The sequence below is a fragment of the Synechococcus sp. H60.3 genome, from assembly GCF_047462295.1.
GTDB lineage: Bacteria > Cyanobacteriota > Cyanobacteriia > Thermostichales > Thermostichaceae > Thermostichus.
Genome location: NZ_JANSIY010000003.1, coordinates 1 through 20,206 on the forward strand (window position 1 = coordinate 1; position 20,206 = coordinate 20,206).

The 20,206-nt window shown below is 60.2% G+C and carries 27 protein-coding genes and 1 pseudogene; 5 read left to right on the forward strand and 23 right to left on the reverse strand.

What is annotated here, in order from left to right; genetic code table 11:
• Positions 1 to 433: 433 nt before the first annotated feature.
• The 3 genes from NW841_RS00670 to NW841_RS00680 all read left to right on the forward strand — a co-directional run bounded on the left by NW841_RS00670 (position 434) and on the right by NW841_RS00680 (position 3,062).
• Positions 434 to 889, forward strand: a complete 456-nt coding sequence (locus NW841_RS00670) for a ubiquinol-cytochrome c reductase iron-sulfur subunit (protein ID WP_414376607.1) — start codon at positions 434 to 436, stop codon at positions 887 to 889.
• Between the two features lie 60 nt (positions 890 to 949).
• Complete coding sequence (locus tag NW841_RS00675; protein ID WP_414384943.1) at positions 950 to 2,098, forward strand: glycosyltransferase family 4 protein; 1,149 nt, start codon at positions 950 to 952, stop codon at positions 2,096 to 2,098.
• 73 nt (positions 2,099 to 2,171) lie between these two features.
• Positions 2,172 to 3,062, forward strand: a complete 891-nt coding sequence (locus NW841_RS00680) for a PRC-barrel domain-containing protein (protein ID WP_414376603.1) — start codon at positions 2,172 to 2,174, stop codon at positions 3,060 to 3,062.
• 202 nt (positions 3,063 to 3,264) lie between these two features.
• Here NW841_RS00680 and NW841_RS00685 read toward each other — a convergent pair whose 3' ends face one another.
• The 23 genes and pseudogenes from NW841_RS00685 to rplC form a co-directional block, all read right to left on the reverse strand.
• On the reverse strand, positions 3,265 to 4,245 hold the full coding sequence (locus tag NW841_RS00685; protein WP_414370685.1) for an alpha/beta fold hydrolase: 981 nt from the start codon (positions 4,243 to 4,245) through the stop codon (positions 3,265 to 3,267).
• A gap of 29 nt (positions 4,246 to 4,274) precedes the next feature.
• Positions 4,275 to 4,499, reverse strand: a complete 225-nt coding sequence (infA, locus tag NW841_RS00690) for a translation initiation factor IF-1 (protein WP_011430026.1) — start codon at positions 4,497 to 4,499, stop codon at positions 4,275 to 4,277.
• A 129-nt stretch (positions 4,500 to 4,628) separates the two neighbouring features.
• Entirely contained in the window at positions 4,629 to 5,402 is a 774-nt protein-coding gene (gene map, locus NW841_RS00695; protein ID WP_414363838.1) for a type I methionyl aminopeptidase, read from the reverse strand.
• A 50-nt stretch (positions 5,403 to 5,452) separates the two neighbouring features.
• Positions 5,453 to 6,034, reverse strand: a complete 582-nt coding sequence (locus NW841_RS00700) for an adenylate kinase (protein WP_011430028.1) — start codon at positions 6,032 to 6,034, stop codon at positions 5,453 to 5,455.
• Positions 6,034 to 7,332 carry a preprotein translocase subunit SecY gene (gene secY, locus NW841_RS00705; protein WP_414363789.1) on the reverse strand — a complete coding sequence of 433 codons (1,299 nt, stop codon included), beginning with the start codon at positions 7,330 to 7,332 and terminating at the stop codon, positions 6,034 to 6,036. The genes NW841_RS00700 and secY overlap by 1 nt, the downstream gene beginning before the upstream one ends.
• Before the next feature lie 108 nt (positions 7,333 to 7,440).
• Positions 7,441 to 7,914: a 50S ribosomal protein L15 gene (gene rplO / locus NW841_RS00710; RefSeq protein ID WP_414363790.1), complete on the reverse strand. Its 474-nt coding sequence runs from the start codon at positions 7,912 to 7,914 to the stop codon at positions 7,441 to 7,443.
• A 23-nt stretch (positions 7,915 to 7,937) separates the two neighbouring features.
• The gene (rpsE, locus tag NW841_RS00715) at positions 7,938 to 8,474 is read right to left on the reverse strand and encodes a 30S ribosomal protein S5 (RefSeq protein ID WP_414363791.1); all 537 of its coding nucleotides are present in this window, start codon (positions 8,472 to 8,474) and stop codon (positions 7,938 to 7,940) included.
• An 18-nt stretch (positions 8,475 to 8,492) separates the two neighbouring features.
• A complete protein-coding gene (rplR, locus tag NW841_RS00720) occupies positions 8,493 to 8,861 on the reverse strand; it encodes a 50S ribosomal protein L18 (protein ID WP_414363792.1) in 369 nt (122 codons plus the stop codon).
• Positions 8,862 to 8,863: 2 nt separating this feature from the next.
• Positions 8,864 to 9,409, reverse strand: a complete 546-nt coding sequence (rplF, locus tag NW841_RS00725; RefSeq protein WP_414363793.1) for a 50S ribosomal protein L6 — start codon at positions 9,407 to 9,409, stop codon at positions 8,864 to 8,866.
• 29 nt (positions 9,410 to 9,438) lie between these two features.
• Positions 9,439 to 9,849, reverse strand: a complete 411-nt coding sequence (gene rpsH, locus NW841_RS00730; RefSeq protein WP_414363795.1) for a 30S ribosomal protein S8 — start codon at positions 9,847 to 9,849, stop codon at positions 9,439 to 9,441.
• A 60-nt stretch (positions 9,850 to 9,909) separates the two neighbouring features.
• On the reverse strand, positions 9,910 to 10,452 hold the full coding sequence (gene rplE, locus NW841_RS00735; RefSeq protein WP_414363796.1) for a 50S ribosomal protein L5: 543 nt from the start codon (positions 10,450 to 10,452) through the stop codon (positions 9,910 to 9,912).
• 61 nt (positions 10,453 to 10,513) lie between these two features.
• On the reverse strand, positions 10,514 to 10,912 hold the full coding sequence (gene rplX / locus NW841_RS00740; protein WP_011430036.1) for a 50S ribosomal protein L24: 399 nt from the start codon (positions 10,910 to 10,912) through the stop codon (positions 10,514 to 10,516).
• Positions 10,912 to 11,280, reverse strand: a complete 369-nt coding sequence (gene rplN / locus NW841_RS00745; RefSeq protein WP_414363797.1) for a 50S ribosomal protein L14 — start codon at positions 11,278 to 11,280, stop codon at positions 10,912 to 10,914. The genes rplX and rplN overlap by 1 nt, the downstream gene beginning before the upstream one ends.
• Positions 11,277 to 11,528: a 30S ribosomal protein S17 gene (gene rpsQ, locus NW841_RS00750; RefSeq protein WP_414363798.1), complete on the reverse strand. Its 252-nt coding sequence runs from the start codon at positions 11,526 to 11,528 to the stop codon at positions 11,277 to 11,279. The genes rplN and rpsQ overlap by 4 nt, the downstream gene beginning before the upstream one ends.
• A complete protein-coding gene (gene rpmC, locus NW841_RS00755) occupies positions 11,528 to 11,764 on the reverse strand; it encodes a 50S ribosomal protein L29 (RefSeq protein ID WP_414370678.1) in 237 nt (78 codons plus the stop codon). Before rpmC ends, rpsQ begins: the two co-directional genes overlap by 1 nt.
• A 17-nt stretch (positions 11,765 to 11,781) precedes the next feature.
• Positions 11,782 to 12,258, reverse strand: a complete 477-nt coding sequence (gene rplP / locus NW841_RS00760; protein ID WP_414363800.1) for a 50S ribosomal protein L16 — start codon at positions 12,256 to 12,258, stop codon at positions 11,782 to 11,784.
• Between the two features lie 55 nt (positions 12,259 to 12,313).
• On the reverse strand, positions 12,314 to 13,060 hold the full coding sequence (rpsC, locus tag NW841_RS00765) for a 30S ribosomal protein S3 (RefSeq protein WP_414363801.1): 747 nt from the start codon (positions 13,058 to 13,060) through the stop codon (positions 12,314 to 12,316).
• A 41-nt stretch (positions 13,061 to 13,101) separates the two neighbouring features.
• Complete coding sequence (gene rplV / locus NW841_RS00770) at positions 13,102 to 13,473, reverse strand: 50S ribosomal protein L22 (RefSeq protein ID WP_011430042.1); 372 nt, start codon at positions 13,471 to 13,473, stop codon at positions 13,102 to 13,104.
• Between the two features lie 42 nt (positions 13,474 to 13,515).
• Positions 13,516 to 13,797: a 30S ribosomal protein S19 gene (gene rpsS, locus NW841_RS00775; RefSeq protein ID WP_011430043.1), complete on the reverse strand. Its 282-nt coding sequence runs from the start codon at positions 13,795 to 13,797 to the stop codon at positions 13,516 to 13,518.
• Between the two features lie 78 nt (positions 13,798 to 13,875).
• Positions 13,876 to 14,760, reverse strand: coding sequence for a 50S ribosomal protein L2 (gene rplB / locus NW841_RS00780; RefSeq protein ID WP_414363802.1), 885 nt, complete (start codon positions 14,758 to 14,760; stop codon positions 13,876 to 13,878).
• Positions 14,761 to 14,802: 42 nt separating this feature from the next.
• On the reverse strand, positions 14,803 to 15,102 hold the full coding sequence (locus NW841_RS00785; RefSeq protein ID WP_414363803.1) for a 50S ribosomal protein L23: 300 nt from the start codon (positions 15,100 to 15,102) through the stop codon (positions 14,803 to 14,805).
• Positions 15,103 to 15,436: 334 nt separating this feature from the next.
• Positions 15,437 to 16,066: pseudogene (gene rplD / locus NW841_RS00790) on the reverse strand (50S ribosomal protein L4); the annotation flags it as partial.
• Between the two features lie 51 nt (positions 16,067 to 16,117).
• The gene (gene rplC / locus NW841_RS00795; RefSeq protein ID WP_414363804.1) at positions 16,118 to 16,762 is read right to left on the reverse strand and encodes a 50S ribosomal protein L3; all 645 of its coding nucleotides are present in this window, start codon (positions 16,760 to 16,762) and stop codon (positions 16,118 to 16,120) included.
• A gap of 475 nt (positions 16,763 to 17,237) precedes the next feature.
• Between rplC and NW841_RS00800 the strand changes: the two genes are divergently transcribed.
• Together NW841_RS00800 and NW841_RS00805 are read left to right on the forward strand one after the other, a co-directional pair.
• Positions 17,238 to 19,196, forward strand: coding sequence for a hypothetical protein (locus NW841_RS00800; protein ID WP_414384944.1), 1,959 nt, complete (start codon positions 17,238 to 17,240; stop codon positions 19,194 to 19,196).
• 574 nt (positions 19,197 to 19,770) lie between these two features.
• Positions 19,771 to 20,206 (forward strand): hypothetical protein (locus NW841_RS00805; protein ID WP_414384945.1); only part of this gene is annotated, 436 nt, incomplete at its 3' end.

The following is a 20,206-nucleotide window of genomic DNA, read 5'->3' on the forward strand; positions in this document are numbered from 1 at the left end:
GTGCAGACTTGTTTACTCCTGATCAATCCATCCTGCTTCCGGAGTTGGTTTGCTAAGTGTTGCTACTGTACCCCTTGGTTCTTTAACAGGCTGTATCCCCTCCTCCGACAGCAAGCCCGTTGACGCAGCAGAGTAGCTTGGTAGCCCCGTACTCAGCGCGCCGCTAGCGCGAGTAGTGCGGAGCAGAAAACCCTTCGAGCGACTTGAGTTGCTTGCCAAGGCTACAATTGCTCCTAGGCAAGCACCTACCCCGGTGAAAGACCCGGACAGTGCCAAAAGCCAGTAAGTAAGCGGAACCTTGAGACTAGGTCCCAAGGAACCGTCTAGGGGCGTCTTGACAGCGCCTTTGCGAGTCCGTCTGTGGACTGCGTAAGAATCCCCCGACTTTAGTCGGTGGGAGTGTCAACTTGTATCCATCTCAGGACACGTGGCTATGTACAACAATCGTCGCGGTTTTCTGCGTTGGCTGGCGCTTGGTTTTGGCTCGCTGGTGGGCCTGTTGCCTGCCTCGGCTCAGCGCCGTTTTAACCGTGCCATTGCCCAGGGTGCTGCTTCGGGCCCCAAAGGGGCTGAGCCGGAGTTCGTTAAAGTGGCAACACTGGAAGATCTCAAAGAAGGCCCCTTCAAGGTAGAAGACGCCTTTGGGAAGAACACCGCCACCCTTTGGTTGGTCGGGGATCCTCAAAAGTCAGACTCGCTGCTGGCTCTGGATGCAGCCTGTCCCCATGCCGGCTGCGACGTAGACTGGCGGGGGGAGAACTTCGTCTGCCCCTGTCATGGCTCAGCTTTTGCCGCCGATGGCAGCCGTACCCGTGGACCAGCCAAGACCGACCTAACCGCCTACAAAGTTAAGGTGGAGAAAGGGGAAATCTTCGTGGCCAGAACCTGACCTTGTCCCCCTCGGGTTAGCCAAACTAGCCAGCAAGGGGTCGAGCCTGCAAGGCTGCCCATGATTTGTCCCCAGCGCTTCTTGTTTGTCTCCACCCCCGTTGGGCCTCTGGGATCGGGGGCTGGCGGGGGGGTAGAGCTCAACCTTGTCAACTTGGCGCGTAGCCTGCTGGAGAGGGGAGCCGAGGTGTGCGTGCTAGCCCCCGAGGGATCCCACAGTGCCGACTTGCCAGAGGGAGTTATCGAGACAGTTACAGGCCTCCCCCCGCCCTATGCCCAAAGCCAGCGCCGCGACCAGCCGGTCTGTCTCTCCACCCCTTCCCTAGTGGCCAACCTATGGCAGCGGGCTGCCCAACTGCAGGATCAGTTCGAGCTCATCGTGAACTGGAGCTACGACTGGCTCTCGTTCTACCTGACAGATTTTTTCCGCACGCCGGTGGCCCATATCGTCAGCATGGGATCCCTTAGCGACGCTGTCGATCTGGCGCTAGAGCACATTGCCTACCGCTACCCAGGTCGGCTGGCAGTGCACTCGCGGGCGCAAGCCCAGACCTTTGCCTTTGCCCGCGCCCAGATGGCGGCGGGGCGGGATCCCTTTGTCTATTTGCCCTGCGGCGTCGATCTCAGCCGCTACGACTTTGTGCCGGAGGGAAACGGAGCCCTGTGTTGGGTTGGCCGCATTGCCCCAGAAAAGGGCCTGGAAGACTGCGCCGCCCTGGCCGAGAAGACGGGAAGGCCGGTACTGCTCCTGGGCCACCTGCAAGACCCAGCCTACTGGCAGCAGATTCAAAAACAGTACCCACGGGCCCAATTGGATTACCGGGGTTTTTTGCCCACTTCCCAGATGCAGCAGCTCTTGGGCCAATGTTCCGCCTTGATCATGACGCCCAAGTGGGTGGAAGCCTTTGGCCTGGTGGCAGTGGAAGCCTTGGCCTGTGGCGTGCCGGTGATTACCTACCGCCGTGGGGGGCCAGCGGAAATTGTTAGCGATGGCGAGACTGGCTGGGTGGTGGAGCCAGACGACGTGGCGGCCTTGGCAAGGGCTGTAGAACGCCTGGATAGCCTCGACCGCAGCCGCTGCCGACACCAGGCAGAACAGCACTATTCCCTGCAGGCCATGACGGAGCGGTTTTTGGCCTGGAGTGAGCAAATTGTCCAGAATCCGATCCCAGCCGCTCGCGAGGGAGGGGACAGGCAATGGTACTATTAACTTGATTTTGGTGCCTGGGGCCGGATGACCAGCCCACTGATGCGAAGCTTCGACTCACGACGGGGAAACCACCATGACGACTGGGAAAGGATCTGTTGCGCTGGTGCGACCAGAGGTTCGTCGGCGGTCACAGGTTCTGGGAACGCAGGTGATTAGCCAAGCCAATGCAGCCCGACTCGGAGTAGTTAGCGAAGTTTGGGCAGATCTGGAAGCCAAGCAAGTGCTGGTGCTGGGGGTGCTGGAGAAAGCCTTTGCCGGATCCCCACGGTTGCTGGATCTACGGCAGGTAACGGCCTTGGGCCAAGATGCCATCCTCATTCCTAGTGATGAAGTTTTCGACGACTTGGACTTGCAAGGCCTAAGTCGAGTGGTTGGCAGCGAGGTGGTTACAGAAGAAGGGATCCGCCTTGGAAAAGTCAAAGATTTCGAATTCAACTCCGTCTCTGGCCTGATCACAGGCCTAATCCTCTCTAACCTCGGCCTTACCTTTTTGCCCGGCTTCATCCTCAGCACCTATTTGCTTCCTGCGGATGAGATCGTCTCAGTTGGCGGCGATCGCCTTATTGTTGCTGATGGCGCCGAAACCCGCCTAGCCCAACTGACCAAGGGAATTTTGGAAACCCTGGGACTGGGTAAGCCCTCTTGGTTACCCGAAACTGGCTTCGCCCCCGCCCTGCCCAGGGCTGTCGATGACTACTCTGCCGTCGAGGAAAACTACGAGGAAGAATACGAGGAAGGCGAACAAGAAGACGATCACCCCGAAGAAGAGCCCGAACTCCAGGGCGAAGCAGGGTCTCCCCGTCAGCCCGAGCCTGTTCCTGCTCCTGAACAACCAGAGTGGGAGCAGGAGTACGTCCAAGCAGAAGCCCCCCCTTCCGAGCCAGCTCCTGAGTCTGCCCCCGCCCCTCCTAGCCCCCCTCTGGATATCGACCCCTGGGAGAAAAATACTGGGGAGCCAACCTGAGCTGCTGCGCCCGGCTTACCTAGAAACCGCAGGAGCCCTGCCCTGTACCCGTAGGGGTACGTTCGGGAGGAATGCGCCCTGATGATACTGGGAACTCCCCCTGAATTAGAAGAACCCCAGCAACCAGGTCCCAGGCCAACGGCGCAATCCTTGTAACCGGCAGTCAGTCTGGTTGCTGCAGCAATCAAGGCGAAGGGATCCCCTATGCCGGCAGGGCAGCTTCGGCCTCGCCCAAAAAGCGCAAAGCTACTGACAAGAAGGCCTGCGGCGCTTCGATGTGAGGAAAAGCAGCCCCTGGCAGTCGATAGATCGGCACCTCTGGGCGCAAAGCGCGATACCGCTCCGCCTGTTCCAATCCGGTGAGGCGGTTGTTTTCTCCCCAGACCAGAGCCAGCGGCTTGTCCACCACGCGAAAGTCCTCCTGAATGGGCAGGTTAAGCTTGCCGGTCAAAAAAGAACGGGGGGCAAATTGGGCCCCCGCCTGGTGAGCCGCCTGATAGTAGTAATCCACCACCGTCTCATCCAGAGTGTACCCAGGAGAGAACAGGCTCTGCTCCGTAAATAGACGTACACTCCAGGGGGTGGTGATGGCGTTGTAAAAGGCCAGCCCCAAAACCGGCAGGCTGAGGATCCCGTAGACCGCCTCAGCCAAAGGGATCCCTAGCGCCTCGGGGATGAGGCTGTTGTCTCCCAGGGGGGCGATGAGTAGCAGCTTCTGCCAGTGGTGAGGTTGCAGCCGGGCCGAACGCAGCACAAACCCTGCCGAGAGGGAGTTGGCGATGGCGTGGCAGGGGCGCCCGATCACCTGCTGGACAAAATCCCCGATCATCCGGGCATATAGATGGCCAGTGTACTCCAGATCGGGGCGCTCCGAGTTGCCCCAACCCAACCAATCCAAAGCGTAAACCTGATAGTGCTGACCCAACTCTGCCATCACGGCGCGAAACTCGTAGCTGGAGGAACCGGCCCCAATGCCGTGCAACAACAACAAAGGCTGGCCAGATCCCGCCACTTTGTAAAACAGGCGATGGCCACACCAAAAATGGTGCCTCTCCTCCCCCGGCAAGAGGCTGGGCAAAGGCTGGGTTCGAGAAGCAATCCAGGCGTTGAGAACGGCCAAGGCGCTCACCCCGCCGGCTGCAACCCAGAGACCGGTTTTGAGAACTTGGCTCAGCTCCTTCATGCTCAGCGGCCCCAGCTAAGGCCAGGGATCTACTTTTTCTTGAGGCGGTAGGTGATGCGCCCTTTGTTTAGGTCATAGGGGCTGAGCTCGACCTTGACCCGGTCGCCGGGCAAGATCTTGATGTAGTTGCGGCGGATCTTGCCGGAGATGTGGGCGAGGACGTTAAAGCCGTTGTCCAGATCTACCCGGAACATGGCGTTGGGCAAGGACTCGGTAACCACCCCTTCCACTTCGATGGCGTCTTCTTTAGACAAGGAACCCTCCTTAAAACAACACAACAGAAATAAGCGACGCTGAACCCGCTCTGTTAAGAGCGAGTTAAGAGCTGAAACAATACTCCACCTCTTCTATCCTAGCCGTTGCCGCCCTCCAGCAGGGGATCCCTAGGACTGAAAAGGGGTGCGATCCGTCAAAATCTCAGCCCCAGAGTCTGTGATCAAGACAGTGTGCTCAAACTGGGCCGACCAAGAGCCATCCACCGTAACCACTGTCCAGCCATCCGACAGCACCCGTGTGGCCTCTCCTCCTGCATTCACCATCGGCTCGATTGCCACCGTCATGCCGGAGCGCAGCTTGGGATTGGGAAGGTCGCGGGTGCGGTAGTGGGGAAACTGCGGCTCCTCGTGCAAGTTGCGCCCCACGCCGTGGCCGACGTACTGCTTCACCACGGAGTAGCCCCGCCCCTGGATATAGTCCTCGATGGCGCCTGAGACATCCTGTAGCCAGACGCCGTGGCGCACGTGGTCAATGCCCGTCTGCAGCGCTTTGGCTGCTGTGTCGATCAGGTCGCGGGCGGCATCGCTGAGGGGCTCTAGGCCAATGGTGATGCAAGAGTCGGCATGCCAGCCTTCGACCATGGCGCCAAAATCCACCTTGACAATGTCCCCCGGCTGCACCACTTTGCGGGGACTGGGGATCCCATGTACCACCTCATGGTTGACGCTGACACAGACACAGGCGGGAAAGCCGTAGTAGCCCTTGAAGCTGGGCAGGGCGTTCAATTCGGCCACCCGTCGCTCGGCATAGGCATCGATGTCTGCCGTTGTCCAGCCCGGCTGCAGGCACTCCGCGATCTCCTGTAGCACCTGGGCTACCACCCGCCCGGCCCGCCGCATCTTCTCCACCTCCCGGCGGGATTTGATCTCGATGAGCTGCATGCCCCGCCGCAAGGATCCGGGCTGGGAGGGATTTCCGGCCCCCGTTTTGATCACGCTGTCCTCCTGAAGCCTTCCAAGAGAGCCCGCAGATGCTCTTGTACCGATTCCATCGGCTGGTTGCCATCGATCCGTCGCAGACGACCCCTGGCCTCGTAAAAGTCGATCAGGGGAGCCGTTTGCTCCCGATACACCTGCAAGCGTTTGAGGATCACCGCCTCGTCCGCATCGTCGCTGCGCCCCTGCTCTTTGCCGCGGGCCAACAGCCGTGCCACCACCACGTCATCCGGCACTTCCAGGTTGAGGACGTGGTCGTAGTCTTGCCCCAACTCCCGCAACAGCTCTTCCAAAGCCTCCGCCTGCGCCAGGGTGCGGGGGAAGCCGTCTAGGATCCAACCCTGCGCTGGCGAGTGTTGCAACTGGCCTTTCACCATCCCGATTAACACCTCGTCAGGCACCAGCTCTCCCGCATCCATGTACACCTTAGCCTGGCACCCCAGCGGCGTTTGGGCTTTCACCTCGGCCCGCAGCAGGTCGCCTGTGGAAATTTTGGGCGTGTGGTAGATCGCTGCCAGCCGCTCTGCCTGGGTGCCCTTGCCCGCTCCCGGCGGTCCCAAAAAGATTAACCTCGGCACTATTGCTTGACCATCCCTTCGTAACGCTGCGAAATGACGTAGGTCTGGATCTGCTTGGAGGTCTCGATCGCCACCCCTACCAGGATGAGCAGCGAAGTTGCCCCCAAGCCCTGAAAAGTGGTGATGCCGGTCGCCCGCTCCACCGCCGTCGGGATGATGGCCACCGCACACAAGAACAAGGCCCCCAGCAGGGTCAGCCGGTTGAGGATCCCTTCGATGTACTCGGCAGTGGCCTTGCCCGGTCGGACTCCCGGGATGCTGGCTCCCATCTTCTTCAAGTTTTGCGCCAGATCCACCGGGTTAATGATCAAAGAGGCGTAGAAATAGCTGAAAAGGAGGATCAGCACGAAGTAGAAGGGAATGTAAAACCAAGAAGTAGGGGCCAAAAGGTTGGCCACCTGCACCAACGTTAGGTTCTGGGTGTACTGGGCCAAGGCAAAGGGCAGGGACATCACCGAGTAGGCGAAGATGATCGGCATCACGCCCCCCTGGTTTAGCCGCAGGGGCAGGTAGCTCTTCTGCTCGCGGAATAGCTTGTTGCCCACCTGGCGCTTGGCGTAGACAATGGGGATTTTGCGGCTGCCCTCCTGGACGAAGACAATGCCGACAATGGTGGCTAGGAAGACGGCCATTAACACCAAGATGCCGCCAATGGTGCTGCTATCAGCGCGGGCCAGGCTGATGGTCTGACCCAGGGCGCGGGGCAGCGTGGCGACAATGTTGACGAAGATCAACAGCGAGGGACCACTGCCCACCCCCTTCTCCGTGATCATCTCCCCCAACCACATGACAAACATGGAACCTGCCGCCAGGGCCAGGGTGGTGGAGGCCATGAAGGCCAACTCGTTGCTGGTGTTGGCAAACTCCCGCACCCAGAAGGAGATGCCGATGCCCTGGATGATGGCCCAAATCAGGGTAACGTAGCGGGTGTACTGGGAAATCTGTCGCCGCCCCTGCTCCCCCTCGTTCTTCTGCAGGTTCTCCAGGGCCGGAATGGCCGAGACCAGCAGTTGCATGATGATGGAGGCGTTGATGAAGGGCAAGATGCCAAGGGCGAAGATCCCCAAAGCGGAAATACCGCCGCCCGAGAAGACATCCAGAAAGCCAAACACGGGGCTGTTGGCGGCTTCGGCGGCAAAGCGAGCCCGGTCAATGCTGGGGATGGGAATGTAAATGCCCAGACGCACCAACAGCAACAGGCCTAGGGTAAGAAACAGACGGCTGCGCAGGCCAGAGGCCATGGCCATCTGCATGAAGGTCTCTTGGGCGGAGGGAGCGGAGCCTCGTGTGTCAGCCATAAATGTAGAAAACCTCGCGGAAGGGAAAGGCAAGGTGAGCTATTTACCACTCTACGCTGCCGGTGGGAAAGTCGGCAAAATAGAGAAGCTGCAAACTGCGGCCCAATTTTAGGATCCGGCGGAAGCGGCCCGGGATCCCCCAATCTCCACCCGACCCCCCGCTGCCTCGACTTTAGCTCGGGCTGAGGGGGTGATGGCAGCCGCTCTGATCGTCAGGGGCACGCCCACTTCCCCGTCTCCCAAAATCTTCAGCGGGCCATCGTTGGTGGTCACGATCCCCAACTCCATCAAGCTTTCCAAGCTGACCTCGCTGCCGGCGGGCAACTTGGCCAAAGCGCGCAGGTTGATCAAGGTGTACTGGGGGCGCCGCACGTAGCGGGGGAAGTGCTTAAGTTTGGGCAGCCGCCGATAGAGGGGGGTCTGCCCTCCCTCAAAACCAGGCCGGGGACCGCCCCCTTTGCGCGCCTTCTGTCCCCGCATTCCCTTGCCACAGGAGGCTCCCTGTCCAGCAGCGATGCCACGGCCTAGCCGCCGCCGCCGCCGCGTCGAGCCTGGTTGGGGGCGAATGTCTTCTAGTCGCATACTGACCTCCGGCTGACTTGCTGTTACTTACTCAACAGGCGGCGCACGTCGATCCCTCTATCTTCAGCTACCTGCTCAAAGGTGCGCATCCGCCGCAGCGCGTCAATGGTGGCGCGGGCGTTGTTGAGGGGGTTGCTGGATCCCAGTTGCTTAGCCAGGCTGTTGCGCACGCCCGCCAGCTCCAGAACAGTGCGCACCGCTCCCCCGGCGATGACCCCTGTGCCAGGAGCTGCCGGCATCACCAGGACAGTGGCTCCACCGCCTGATCCCCGCATGGGATGGGGCACAGACAACCCTTTGGTGAGGGGCACTTCGATTAGGTGCTTTTTGCCATCTACAACTCCTTTGCGCACAGCCCCGATGACGTCGTTGGCTTTGCCCACGCCAACTCCCACCTGGCCGCGCTCATTGCCCACCACCACCACGGCCCGGAAGCTCAGCTTTTTGCCGCCCTTAACGACTTTGGTGACGCGCCGGATCTGGATGACCCGCTCCTGCCACTCGCTAGTCTGCTCTTCGCGGCTCTTTTTGCTTCTGCGACGTTCTCTTTGCTCAGCCATATGCCATCTCCTCAGGGCCTAGAACTGTAAGCCTGCTTCGCGGGCGGCTTCCGCCAGGGCCTGAACGCGCCCGTGGTAGAGCTTGCCGCCGCGGTCGAAAACCACTTGAGAAATGCCTGCCTGTAAGGCCCGCTGGGCGACGGAGCGCCCCACCATGGCGGCAGCCTCTCGGGTGGCCGTGCCAATGTCCTTGAAGGCTTCCCGCAGCTCCCTGTCCAGAGTGGAGGCAGAGGCCAAAGTGTGCTGGGCTACATCGTCGATCACCTGGGCATAGATGTGCCGATGGGAGCGAAACACAGCCAAACGGGGCCGCTCGGGTGTCCCGAAGACCTTGCGGCGAATGCGGCGATGGCGACGTTGGGTGGCAGCTTTGCGAGTGATTTTCATAGCTACTTCTTGGCCTTCCCGGATTTACCTGCTTTGCGACGAACCTGTTCCCCTACATAGCGAATCCCTTTGCCCTTGTAGGGCTCTGGCGGGCGGACGGCCCGAATCCGCGCCGCCGTGTTGCCCACCAGCTCTTTGTCGATACCTGAGACGACGATGACGTTGTTGCCCTCAACCGCAATTTGGATCCCTGGCGGGAACGGGATCTCCACTGGGTGGCTGTAGCCAACGTTCAAGATTAACTTGTTGCCCTGGGTGGAAGCCCGGTAGCCCACACCCACCAATTCCAGCCTGCGCTCAAAGCCCTTAGATACACCGTCCACCATGTTGGCGACCAAGGTGCGGCAGAGGCCGTGCAGTTGGCGGGCCGGGCGAGACTCGTTGACCCGGCTGACCTTGAGCGTCTGGGCTTCTTGATGCACCGCAATCAAGGGGGGCAAACTGCGAGACAGTTGTCCCTTCGGGCCTTTTACCGAGATCTGCTGGCCCTCGATCTGAACCTCTACCTTGGCAGGAAGGGTGATGGGCCGCTTGCCGATACGAGACATGGGGCAACTCCTGACAAGAGAACAACTCATCAATAGACATAGCAGAGCACTTCGCCGCCGATGCCCTGTTTGCGAGCCTCCCGATCGGTCATGATGCCGTTGGAAGTAGAGATGATGGCAATCCCAATTCCGCCCAATACGCGGGGCAGCTCTTTGTGGCTGCGGTAAACCCGCAGGCCCGGTCGACTCACCCGCTTCAGGCCGTTGATGATGGGCCTGCAGTTGCGCCCTTTGCCTTTATACTTCAACCGCAACACAAGCTGAGCGTGGATCCCTTCTCCCTCTTCCTTCCAGTCGCTCACGAAACCTTCCTCATGAAGAACGCGAGCGATGCTGCGGGTCATGCGTGTGGCCGGAACCGCCACCGATTCATGCCGAGCCATGGTGGCATTGCGAATGCGGGTGAGCATGTCGGCGATCGTGTCGTTGGTGTGGGCCATGGGTGGGTCGGTGCTCCTCGGAAGATCGATCAAGTCGAGACAATTCGAGATGGGCAAACCTTAAGAGGCAAAGGGCATGCCAAACTCTTTGAGCAGGGCACGGCCCTCTTCGTCGGTTTCGGCCGTGGTCACAATGGAGATGTCCATACCTCTAATCTGGTCTACAGAGTCGTAGTTGATTTCGGGGAAGATCAGTTGCTCGCGAATACCAAGGGTGTAGTTGCCCCGCCCATCAAAAGATTTGGGGCTGACGCCGCGGAAGTCGCGGATACGAGGGAGGGCAATGTTGATCAGCCGATCCAAAAACGCATACATACGCTCCCGCCGCAGGGTCACCATCAGGCCAACCGGCATGCCCTTGCGGATTTTGAAACTGGCAATCGCCTTTTTGGCGCGGGTAATCACCGGGCGCTGGCCCGTGATGGCGCTGATCTCGGCGATGGAAGATTCCAGGGCCTTGGCGTTTTGGGAAGCATCTCCCAGGCCGCGGTTGATCACGATCTTTTCCAGACGCGGCACCTGATGGATGTTGGTGTAGCCCAACTCTTTTTGCAGCTTAGGAGCGATGACGGTGTTGTAGAGGATTTGCAGACGTTGGGGCATGGTGGGTTCTCCTTGCGGCTCTGGGCTGGGTCAGAGCCAGGCCAGTCTTGAAAAGGGAGTCTTAGTCGAGGATCTCGCCGGTTTTCTTGAGGACACGGACTTTGCGGCCATCGGCAGTGATTTGATAGCCAATACGGCTGGCCACTTCCTGTTTCTTGGAATAAAGCATCACCTTGCAGGCGTGGATCGGGGCTTCTTTGGTCTCGATCCGACCACTTTCGCCTTCCCGTTGCGGCTTGCGGTGGTAGGTGACGATGTTTACCCCTTCCACCAAGACCATGTTGCGCTCGGGAAAAACCTGCAGCACCTCGCCGATTTTGCCTTTGTCGTCGCCGGAGATTACCTGGACGGTATCTCCCTTTTTGATGCGCATTTTGTAGCGTAGGCTGTTGCGGTGCTTGCGAACGCCAGTCTGCCGAATCAGCCGTCGAATTTGGCTGGGCTTGAGGGGACGAACCATTACAGAACCTCCGGGGCAAGGGAGATGATCTTGGTGAAGTTTTTCTCCCGCAGCTCGCGGGCTACAGGGCCGAAAACGCGGGTTCCGCGAGGGTTGCCGTCGTTGTTAATGATGACGGCAGCGTTGTCGTCGAAGCGGATACACATGCCGTCGGGGCGGCGTACCGTATCGACGGTGCGGATGACTACAGCTTTGACGACGTCGGATTTTTTGACAGGCATATTGGGTAGGGCGTCTTTGACAACGCCGACGATCACATCCCCCAGGCTGGCGTAGCGACGGCCACTGCTGCCCAGGACGCGGATGCACATCAGCTTGCGGGCGCCAGTGTTGTCGGCTACCGTTAACATGGTTTGCTGCTGAATCATAGTTTCTTCACCTCCCGAATGATTTCGGTCACTCGCCAACGCTTGGTGCGGCTGAGGGGACGGGTTTCCGTAATGCGCACCAGATCCCCTTCTTGACAGCGGTTTTCTTCGTCGTGGGCCTTAAACTTTTTGGTTTTGACGACGATTTTGCCGTACTTGGGGTGGGCAACCCGGTTTTCCACGGCAACAACCACTGTCTTTTGCATCTTGTTGCTGACGACAACGCCGATCTTTTCGCGAGCAGGCATTACTCCTCCTTCTGGGTCTGAGTTGAGGACAAGGACTTGTTGCGCTTGCGCTCTGACTCAACGGTCAGCAGTTGGGCCAGCTTGTGTTTGCGCAGGCGAATGAGATGGGGCTGGTTCAACTGCCGCGTAGCCTGCTGCAAACGCAGCTCAAACAGCTCTTTCTTGACGGCGTAGATCTCCTGGCTCAATTCTTCGTCGGATAGGGCGCGAGCGTCGGCAATTTTGGGCATGGGCATGGCTCAACTCTCCTCCCTTAGATAGCGCTGGCTGCTACTTCTGTTGTTTCTGGAGCTGCTTTCTGAGCAGGTTCCGACTCCTCAAAGTTAGCCTTGGTAACAAACTTAACTTTGATCGGCAGCTTTTGGGCGGCCAGGCGCATCGCCTCTCGGGCCGTGGCTTCAGGAACTCCCCCCATTTCAAAGAGGACGCGGCCCGGCTTGACGACGCAAACCCAGTATTCGGGGTTGCCTTTGCCGGATCCCATGCGGGTTTCAGCAGGCCGTTGGGTAACGGGCTTGTCGGGAAAGATGCGGATCCAGATCTGGCCTCCCCGCCGGACGTAGCGGGTCATGGCCCGACGGCTTGCCTCGATCTGCCGCGCGGTGATCCAGGCGGGTTCTAGAGCCACAAGGCCGTATTCCCCAAAGTTGATGCGGTTGCCGCGGGTCGCTTTGCCTTTCATGCGCCCGCGCTGTTGCTTGCGGTATTTGGTTCGTTTGGGGCTTAACATGGCCGTTCCTTAAATCAACTGTGATAGGGATCCCTGGACTCTCGGGTACTGGCCCTCAGGCTTCCACTGCTGAGCGGTCTTCAAAGGTGGGCCGCCGCCGCTGCTGCCGACGCTTGGGCTGTTGCAGGGGAGCCTTTTGTTCGGGACGTTCCTGCCCGGGGAGAACTTCCCCTTTGAAAACCCAAACCTTGACACCAATGACACCAAAGGTGGTCTGGGCGATGTGGTCGGCATAGTCGATATCTGCCCGCAGGGTGTGCAAAGGGATCCGCCCTTCCCGTGTCCATTCGGTGCGGGCGATCTCGGCTCCGTTCAGCCGCCCGGCAATTTGAATTTTGATCCCTTGCACCCCCGCCCGCTGGGCCCGCTGGATGACCTGGCGCACGATGCGGCGAAAGGCAATCCGCCGCTCCAACTGCTGGGCGATGTTTTCTGCCAGCAAAACAGCCTCGGCATCGGCACGGGTGACCTCGACTACGTTGATGCGAATGGTTCGCTCGGGGCTACCGTGCGAGCTCAGCTCTTTCTGCAGGCCCTGGCGCAGGGCGTCGAGGCCGGATCCCCCCCGACCGACCACCACTCCAGGGCGAGCGGCTCGGATCTCGAGGTCGATCTGATCCGCTTTGCGTTCAATTTGAATGTCGGCCAGGCCGGCGCTGCTCAACTGCTTGGTCAGGTAGGCGCGGATGAGATCGTCCTCTCGCAGCAGGGCTGGGTAGCGAGCTGGATCGGCAAACCAGCGGCTGCGATGTTCCTTGATGACGCCGAGTCGGAAACCGGTGGGGTGAATCTTCTGTCCCATGGTGGTGTCGGTTGAGAGGTAAAGTCTCGGAATACAGGCGTTTAGGAGGCCGTCGCCGCTTCAGGTTCTATGGGCCGGACGGCAATGGTAATGTGGCAGGTGCGCTTGCGGATTGGGTAGGCCCGACCTTGGGCGCGGGGGCGAAATCGCTTCAGCGTCGGCCCCTGGTCAGCGTAGGCCTTGCTGATAACCAGATCCCGAGGATCCAGGCCGTTGTTGTGTTCGGCATTGGCCACCGCTGAGCGCAGCACCTTGCGAACCGGCTCACAGGCAGCGTAGGGCATGAACTCCAACAGGATCAGGGCATCGGCATAGGTGCGCCCTCGGATCTGGTTCAGCACGCGCCGCACCTTATAGGGGGACATGCGGATGTAGCGAGCTACCGCTTTGATTTCGGGGGATGGATCGGCCATGGCGCTCTCCTCGCTTATTCCCTCTTCTGTTTGTGGCTGAACTTAACGGCGGGCGGCTTTTTTGTCACTGCCCGCGTGGCCGCGAAAAGTACGGGTAGGGACGAACTCCCCCAGCTTGTGGCCTACCATCTGATCGGTGATGTAGATGGGCACGTGCTGCTTGCCGTTGTGCACGGCGATGGTGTGGCCAATCATGACAGGCAGGATGGTGCTGGCCCGCGACCAGGTTTTGATCATGTGCTTCTCGTTGCGCTCGTTCATCTTCTCGATTTTGAGAAGCAGCTTGGCATCGACAAAAGGGCCTTTTTTGAGTGAACGTCCCATAGCAACCTCAACAGTCTGGCAAGCTGGTAAGGGTCGAAAGAAAAAGAAGATTCAGGGGCGCAGCAGATGGCCGGACTCTTATTGAGCGGCCCTCCCGCCCTTGTCCCGGCGGCCGCCACGACGGCGACCGCGCACGATGAACTTGTTGCTGGGTTTGTTGCGTTTGCGGGTTTTGTAGCCCAGGGTGGGCTTGCCCCAGGGGGTGACAGGGGTGCTGCGGCCGATGGGGGCTTTTCCTTCCCCACCGCCGTGGGGGTGATCTACAGGGTTCATCACCGAGCCGCGCACGTGGGGACGGCGACCTAGCCAGCGGCTGCGCCCCGCTTTGCCGAGGCTGAGGTTGCTGTGGTCAACATTTCCCACTTGGCCGATGGTGGCGTAGCACTCGCCTCGGATCATGCGGACTTCGCCAGAGGGCAGCTTAAGGGAGACATACTTGCCCTCTTTGGCCACCACTTGGGCGCCAGCCCCGGCGGCGCGAACGATTTGCCCACCGCGGCCGGGATACAGCTCCACGTTATGAACCACCGTCCCCAGCGGGATCCGCTCCAGGGGCATGGCGTTGCCAAGCTCAAAGGGGGCATCGGGCCCCGCCATAATGGTGGCCCCCACCTCGAGGTTGCGGGGAGCGAGGATGTATCGCTTCTCGCCATCTTCGTATTCCACCAAGCAGATGCGAGCGCTGCGGTTGGGATCGTACTCGATAGTCTTGACGGTGGCCGGGATCCCGTGCTTGTCGCGGCGGAAGTCGATGATGCGGTAGAGCCGCTTGTGGCCGCCGCCCCGGTGGCGGCAGGTGATGACGCCGCGGTTGTTGCGCCCTTTTTTGCGGTGGATGAATTGCAGCAGCGACTTCTCCGGCCTGGGCCGCTTGCCGTTCTCGTCCCGCGACAGCTCCTCGAAGTCGGAGACAGTCATGTGACGGGTGCTGGGGGTATAGGGTCGGAAGGTACGAATACCCATGGCTCAAGGGGGGTGAAGGACGGTCGGAAAGGGGGGGGTTGGTTAGGTGTCGGGGAAGAGGGTGATGGAGTCACCTTCGGCCAGGGTTACCACAGCTCGCTTGGGACGGCTGCGATAGCCGACAGAACGGCCTACCCGCCGCTGCTTTCGGGGCAGCTTGAGGGTGTTGACGGAGGTGACCCGCACCCCAAACATCTCCTCAACGGCAGCTCGGATGAGCGGCTTGGTGGCAGTGGGCATCACCTCAAAGACGTACTTGCGCTGTTCCATCAGGGCAGTTGCCTTTTCGGTGATGACGGGACGCAACAGGACATCAGCTAGGATCCGCTTGCTCTCAGTCATCGTCTTCCTCCTCTGCTGCGGCTATTTCGGCCTCCTCTACGGCTGGCGGCTGGGCAATGGGCTCTGCTTCTTGGGCTAGTTCTGCTTGTCCTTGAACTTCTCGCTCTTGTTCTGGGGCCAGCTCTTCTTCCTGGGTTTCCTGAACTTGTGGATTTGCTAGAGCTACTTGATCAGATTGATCAGCTTGCGCCTGTGGATCCTCTGGCTGGGCTTGAGCTTCCGTTTGCTCTTCTTGCCCTTGGCTTTGACCTTCGACTTGCTGAGCTTCTTGCTTTGCGGCCTGAGCCTGATCTTCAAGGCGATCGGCTGGGGTTGGAGCTGCTGCTGCCGCGCCGGATCCCCAGCGGGCCTTGAGCTTCTCCAGGGCAGAGGTGGTGATCAGCACCCAATCGACGTTGAGCAGATCAAAGACGTTGAGCTGATCCAGGCCGATCAGCTTGACGCGGGCGATGTTGCGCACGGCCCGCTCGACAACTTCCGAGCGTTCGGCGACGATGAGCAGTGCCGACTGATCCTCCATCACCCCCCAGCGCAGCAGAGCTTGGGCCACGGCGCGAGTCTTGGGCGGGTTGAGCTGATCCTGGAAATCTTCCACCACGATCAGATCCTCCACCCGGCTTTGCAGGGCAGTGCGCAGAGCCAGTTGCCGCTCTTTGCGGTTCATGGCCAGGTTGTACTCCCGCTTGCGGGGGCCAAAGATCACCCCACCCTTGCGCCAAAGGGGGGAGCGAATGGAGCCGGCGCGGGCTCGGCCGGTGCCTTTTTGCCTCCAAGGCTTGCGACCGCCACCGCGCACCTCAGCCCGGGTCTTGGTGTGGGCGTTGCCTTGGCGGGCGTTGGTCATCTGCCGGCGAAGAGCCAGATAGAGAATGTGGGAGGCCGTTTCGGGACGGGCAACTTTGAGACTTAGCTCTGCGCTGCCCACCGTTTCCCCTTGCCAGTTTTTCACCACACAACTTGCCATGGTTTCCTCGTCTTTGTGGATGCTGGTCAGCCTTTGCCAGGGATCCCTTTCCTAGCGTTTGTTACCCACCTGCTTGGCAGGGGTAATCTCCAGCAGCCCCCCTTCCACGCCGGGCACACAGCCCTTGATGATCAGCAAGTTCCGCTCCGGATCCACCTGCACCAGCTGCAGTTTGCGAATGGTGACGCGGCAACCTCCCATCCGACCCGCCATGCGTAGCCCCGGAAACACGCGGCCAGGCGTTGTGCCGGCGCCGACGGAACCCGGTCGGCGATGGTTCTTGGAGCCGTGGGACATGGGGCCGCGACCAAAGTGGTGCCGCTTCTGGTAGCCGGCAAACCCCCGTCCGATGGAAGTGCCCGCCACATCCAGCAGCTGGCCCGGAGAGAAGATCTCGACGGTGATCTTTTGCCCCAACTGGTAAGCCTCTGGCTGTTCGACCCGGAACTCGCGCAGGTGGCGCAGCAGCTCCGTCACCCCCGCTTTGCTCAGGTGGCCCCGCTGGGCTCGCGTGAGGTGCTTTTCGGTGGTGGGCCAGTAGCCCAACTGCACGGCGTTGTAGCCATCTGTGGCTTGAGTCTTGATCTGGGTCACCGTGCAAGGCCCCGCCTGCACGACGGTAACCGGAATGGCCAACCCTTCCGGAGAGAAGATCTGGGTCATGCCGACTTTTCTTCCAAGGATGCCAAGCGCCACGAGAACCTCCCCTCGAGCCTCTACAACTTGCTTTTATCAGCTTGCAACGGCTCAATGAGCCGGATCCAGGCAGCAACGGCGCGGCAGCAGGAAGCTCAGGACTACCTGAGCCTGCCCGCTCAGGCGAAAAAGCAATGAAAAGGAATCTCTGGATCCCTGGCGGCCAAACAGCGCCAGCGGCGCTGTCCCCTCTGCTTAGTTCAGCCTCAAATCACACGCCAAACTGCTTTTAAAGACTGCTCAGACTTACCTGCAAAGAGGCAGTATCTGGTTTAGCAGTACGCTAGGTTGCCGAGAACCGTCGTCAGAGCGGGCGGACTTGATTGGCAACAGTAGTACATCATAGTGAGGTGAGGACCTGTTTGTCCAGATTTTGCCGAGAAAATGGCTCGGTTGGGGGGCAGCGACCGTGAAAGCCACGCTGGTGGGCGAAAAGAGCTATCGGCGGCAAGAGCCATCTCCTTTTAGGAGTGTGATGGGGTTAGCCGGCGGCGGGCTGACCCAGGCTTGTGTAGATCGCTACCTGGATTTGTTGCGGGCGGGATCCGAGCCGGGCCGGATCTTGTTTTTGGTGCGCAGCCAGCGGCAGGCAGAGGAGGTGTTGCGGCGCTTGCGGCAGCTCAGCTCGAGGTGGGTGGGGCCGTGGCGGATCGAGACGTTTTTGCAGCGGGTGGGACGCTCTTTGGCAGATCACTGGCCGCAGGTGTGCGAGCGGGTTCCTCAGTTGCCGCGCTCGTTTGAGCCGATTCCCTTGGCCAAGGATCTGACCCAATTTCTCTGTGGGCGAGCCTGTGCTTTGTGTCCGCGGCATGGGGAGGTCTTTGCCAATCTTGGGCTGGAGGAGTTCCAGATTTGGGATCAGATCAGCAGCGCTGCCTATATTGCGGGGGCTTCGGGTTTGGCGGCGGAAGCGGTGGGATCCCGGCTGGCGGCGGCCTGGCCGGCGGAGGGGGATCCGAGGCGGGCAGAGGCCTTGCAGGCGATGGGCTGCTGTGTGGGTCGGCTGTGGGAGGTGGGGTTGCGGCTGGGATCCCTGGATTTTGGCCTGCAAATCCGGCTGTTTGGCGAGCACATCCTGCCGCTGGCGGAGTTTTGGCAGGAGTGGGATCACCTGATCGTGGATCAGGCGGAGGACAGTTGCGGGGTGGCGCTGGAGTTTTACCGGCAAGGGCAAGCCCATCTGCAAAGCCAGTTTTTCAGCTACACCATCGGCGGCGGAGTCTCTTTGACAGGGATCCCGGAGGCCGTGGCTCGCTTTCTAATGGAAAACACCCAGGTTCGGCTTCTGGAGGGGAGCTACCGCGGCTCAGCCGGCATGATCCGCCTGGGACTGCAGATTGCACGGGTGCTAGATCCGCAGTTTGACCCTCCCCTAACGGAGCCTCTGGCAGAGAGGCTGCCAAGGGTGCAGGTGCTGGAGGGCGAGACCCAATTCGCGGCGGTGGAGGCGATGGTGGCCCAGATCCGGCAGCTTTTGGCGGCAGGGATCCCAGCTTCTCGCATCGCCGTCCTGCTGCCTCGCATGGATGCGGCGGTGAGCTTGAGCTTGCAGGAGCAGTTGGCGGAGGTTCCCGTCTTGCCGATCGCTCCCTTCCCTGCCCTGATCCGCTACCCACTGGTGCGGGCTTTGCTGACGGCGGCGGAAGTGGCCCATCCCGAGTGGGGAGCTTTTCCCACCTTGCCGGCCTGGCGACTGCTCCTGGGCAGGGTGTTGGATTTGGATCCCATCCGGGCGGCTTTGCTGGCCGAAGATACCCTTGACCCGGTAGGGCGTTCCCTGCGGCCCAAGACCGCCGTGCGACAGCCGGAGCGGGTGGGGTTTGCCAACCTGGAGCGCTACCAGAAGCTGCTGGATTGGCTGCGCAGCTACCGCGGCGGGCCCTCCTTGGCCGCTTTCTTCCAGCGGTTTTTCGCCGATCACCTAGCCCAGGGGATGGCTCTGCCCCAAGACCAAGAGCTGCTGCAAGCGCTGATCGAAGCGGCGCAACGGTTTCGCCGGGCCTTTCCTGCCGAAGGGGATCCCGCCTTTTTGGCCATGATCCGCTCGGGACAAACCCCCAGCAACAGCCGCTTCGAGCCCGACTATTCCCGCTACCTCGTGGTGGCGACGCCGGTGGCTTATATCAACTGGGGTTTGCAGGCGGATTATCAGTTCTGGTTCGACATCACCAATCCGCTTTGGTTCCGTTCTCTCTGGCGTGTGCTTTACAACAGCCGTGTGCTGACGCCGGAATGGGATGGGGAGGTTTTCGATGCGGCCCAAGACCTGCAGGCGCGTCAACAAATTCTGGCTCGCACACTGTTGAACCTCTGCTGCCGTACACGGCAAGGGCTGTGGCTGGTGCGCTCCACTTTTAATTACCGCGGCGAAGAGAACACTGGTATGTTAGATTATCTCGTTCTGAAAGCCGTGAAGGCTATGGCAACAGCCTGAGAGAAGAAACCCTGTACTTAAACTCCACTCCGGGTGAGAAAGAGCCCCAAGTGGCGCAACAGGGGCTTTCCAAACCGCCGTGAAGCGAGGACTGTACCAAACCGCGAAGGGGTGGCTAGTCAACGCGGGTGCCAATTCGCAAGGACTCTATCCCGCTGACGCGAACAGCAAAGTAAGCAGAACCTCGGGGCTTTGCCTTAGGGAACTGTGCAGGGGTGTCTTGACAGCACTTTTGCAAGTCTGTTTGTGGACTGCGTAAGAATTGCCCAACTTTAGTCGGGGGAGTGTCAAGCCGCTGCCTGATTACCTGGATCCCGGTAGCCTTGAGGATCACGACTTTCTGGAAGCAGATAGCTCTACCCAACAGCGAGCGGGCCTCGAAGGCAATGTTTGAGCTAGAGCCTCCTGAATCTTCGCTCTATGGCAGCTTCATAGAAGCTTCACGGAGGCTGCGTTGAGGGCAGATAAAGCTATTTTTAGGCGAGAGCTATCTTGCGGAATCCGAAGCTTTATCTCCTCTTTATCTTGCCGGATTTGGGTTAGCCTTGGGTTGAGTTTCCTTAGGCCCTGCCTGATGGATCCCGCCACCTTTTTGGAGCGCTACGGGTTTGAGCTGGAGGGGCGGCCCGGCCAAGTGTGGGTGGAGGGCTGGGGCCAGCAGTTCCCGACCTCTTGGATCCCGGCGGCCCTGCTGGAAGCCCTCTACCAGGGGCGCTACAAGGCTGCCTCTGTAGAACAGATCCTCCGCCTCTGGCAGCGCCGCGGCGCTCCTCACCTCACCTTCCCCCTAGAAATCAGCCAATCCCTGTGGCGGGAACAACAGGAGCAGATCCGCTCCTTAGTCTCGACTACCGCCCGCTCTTTTGCTCGCCCTCCCTCACCGCTCCCAGCCCCGCTCAGGAGAGGATCTTCCTTCTCCGGAGAATCGGCCATTTCTCTCGACTTGTTGTTGAGTGAGCTGCAGGATCTCCCTCCCAAGCTGCGCCACCTGCTCGTCAAGCCACAGGCCC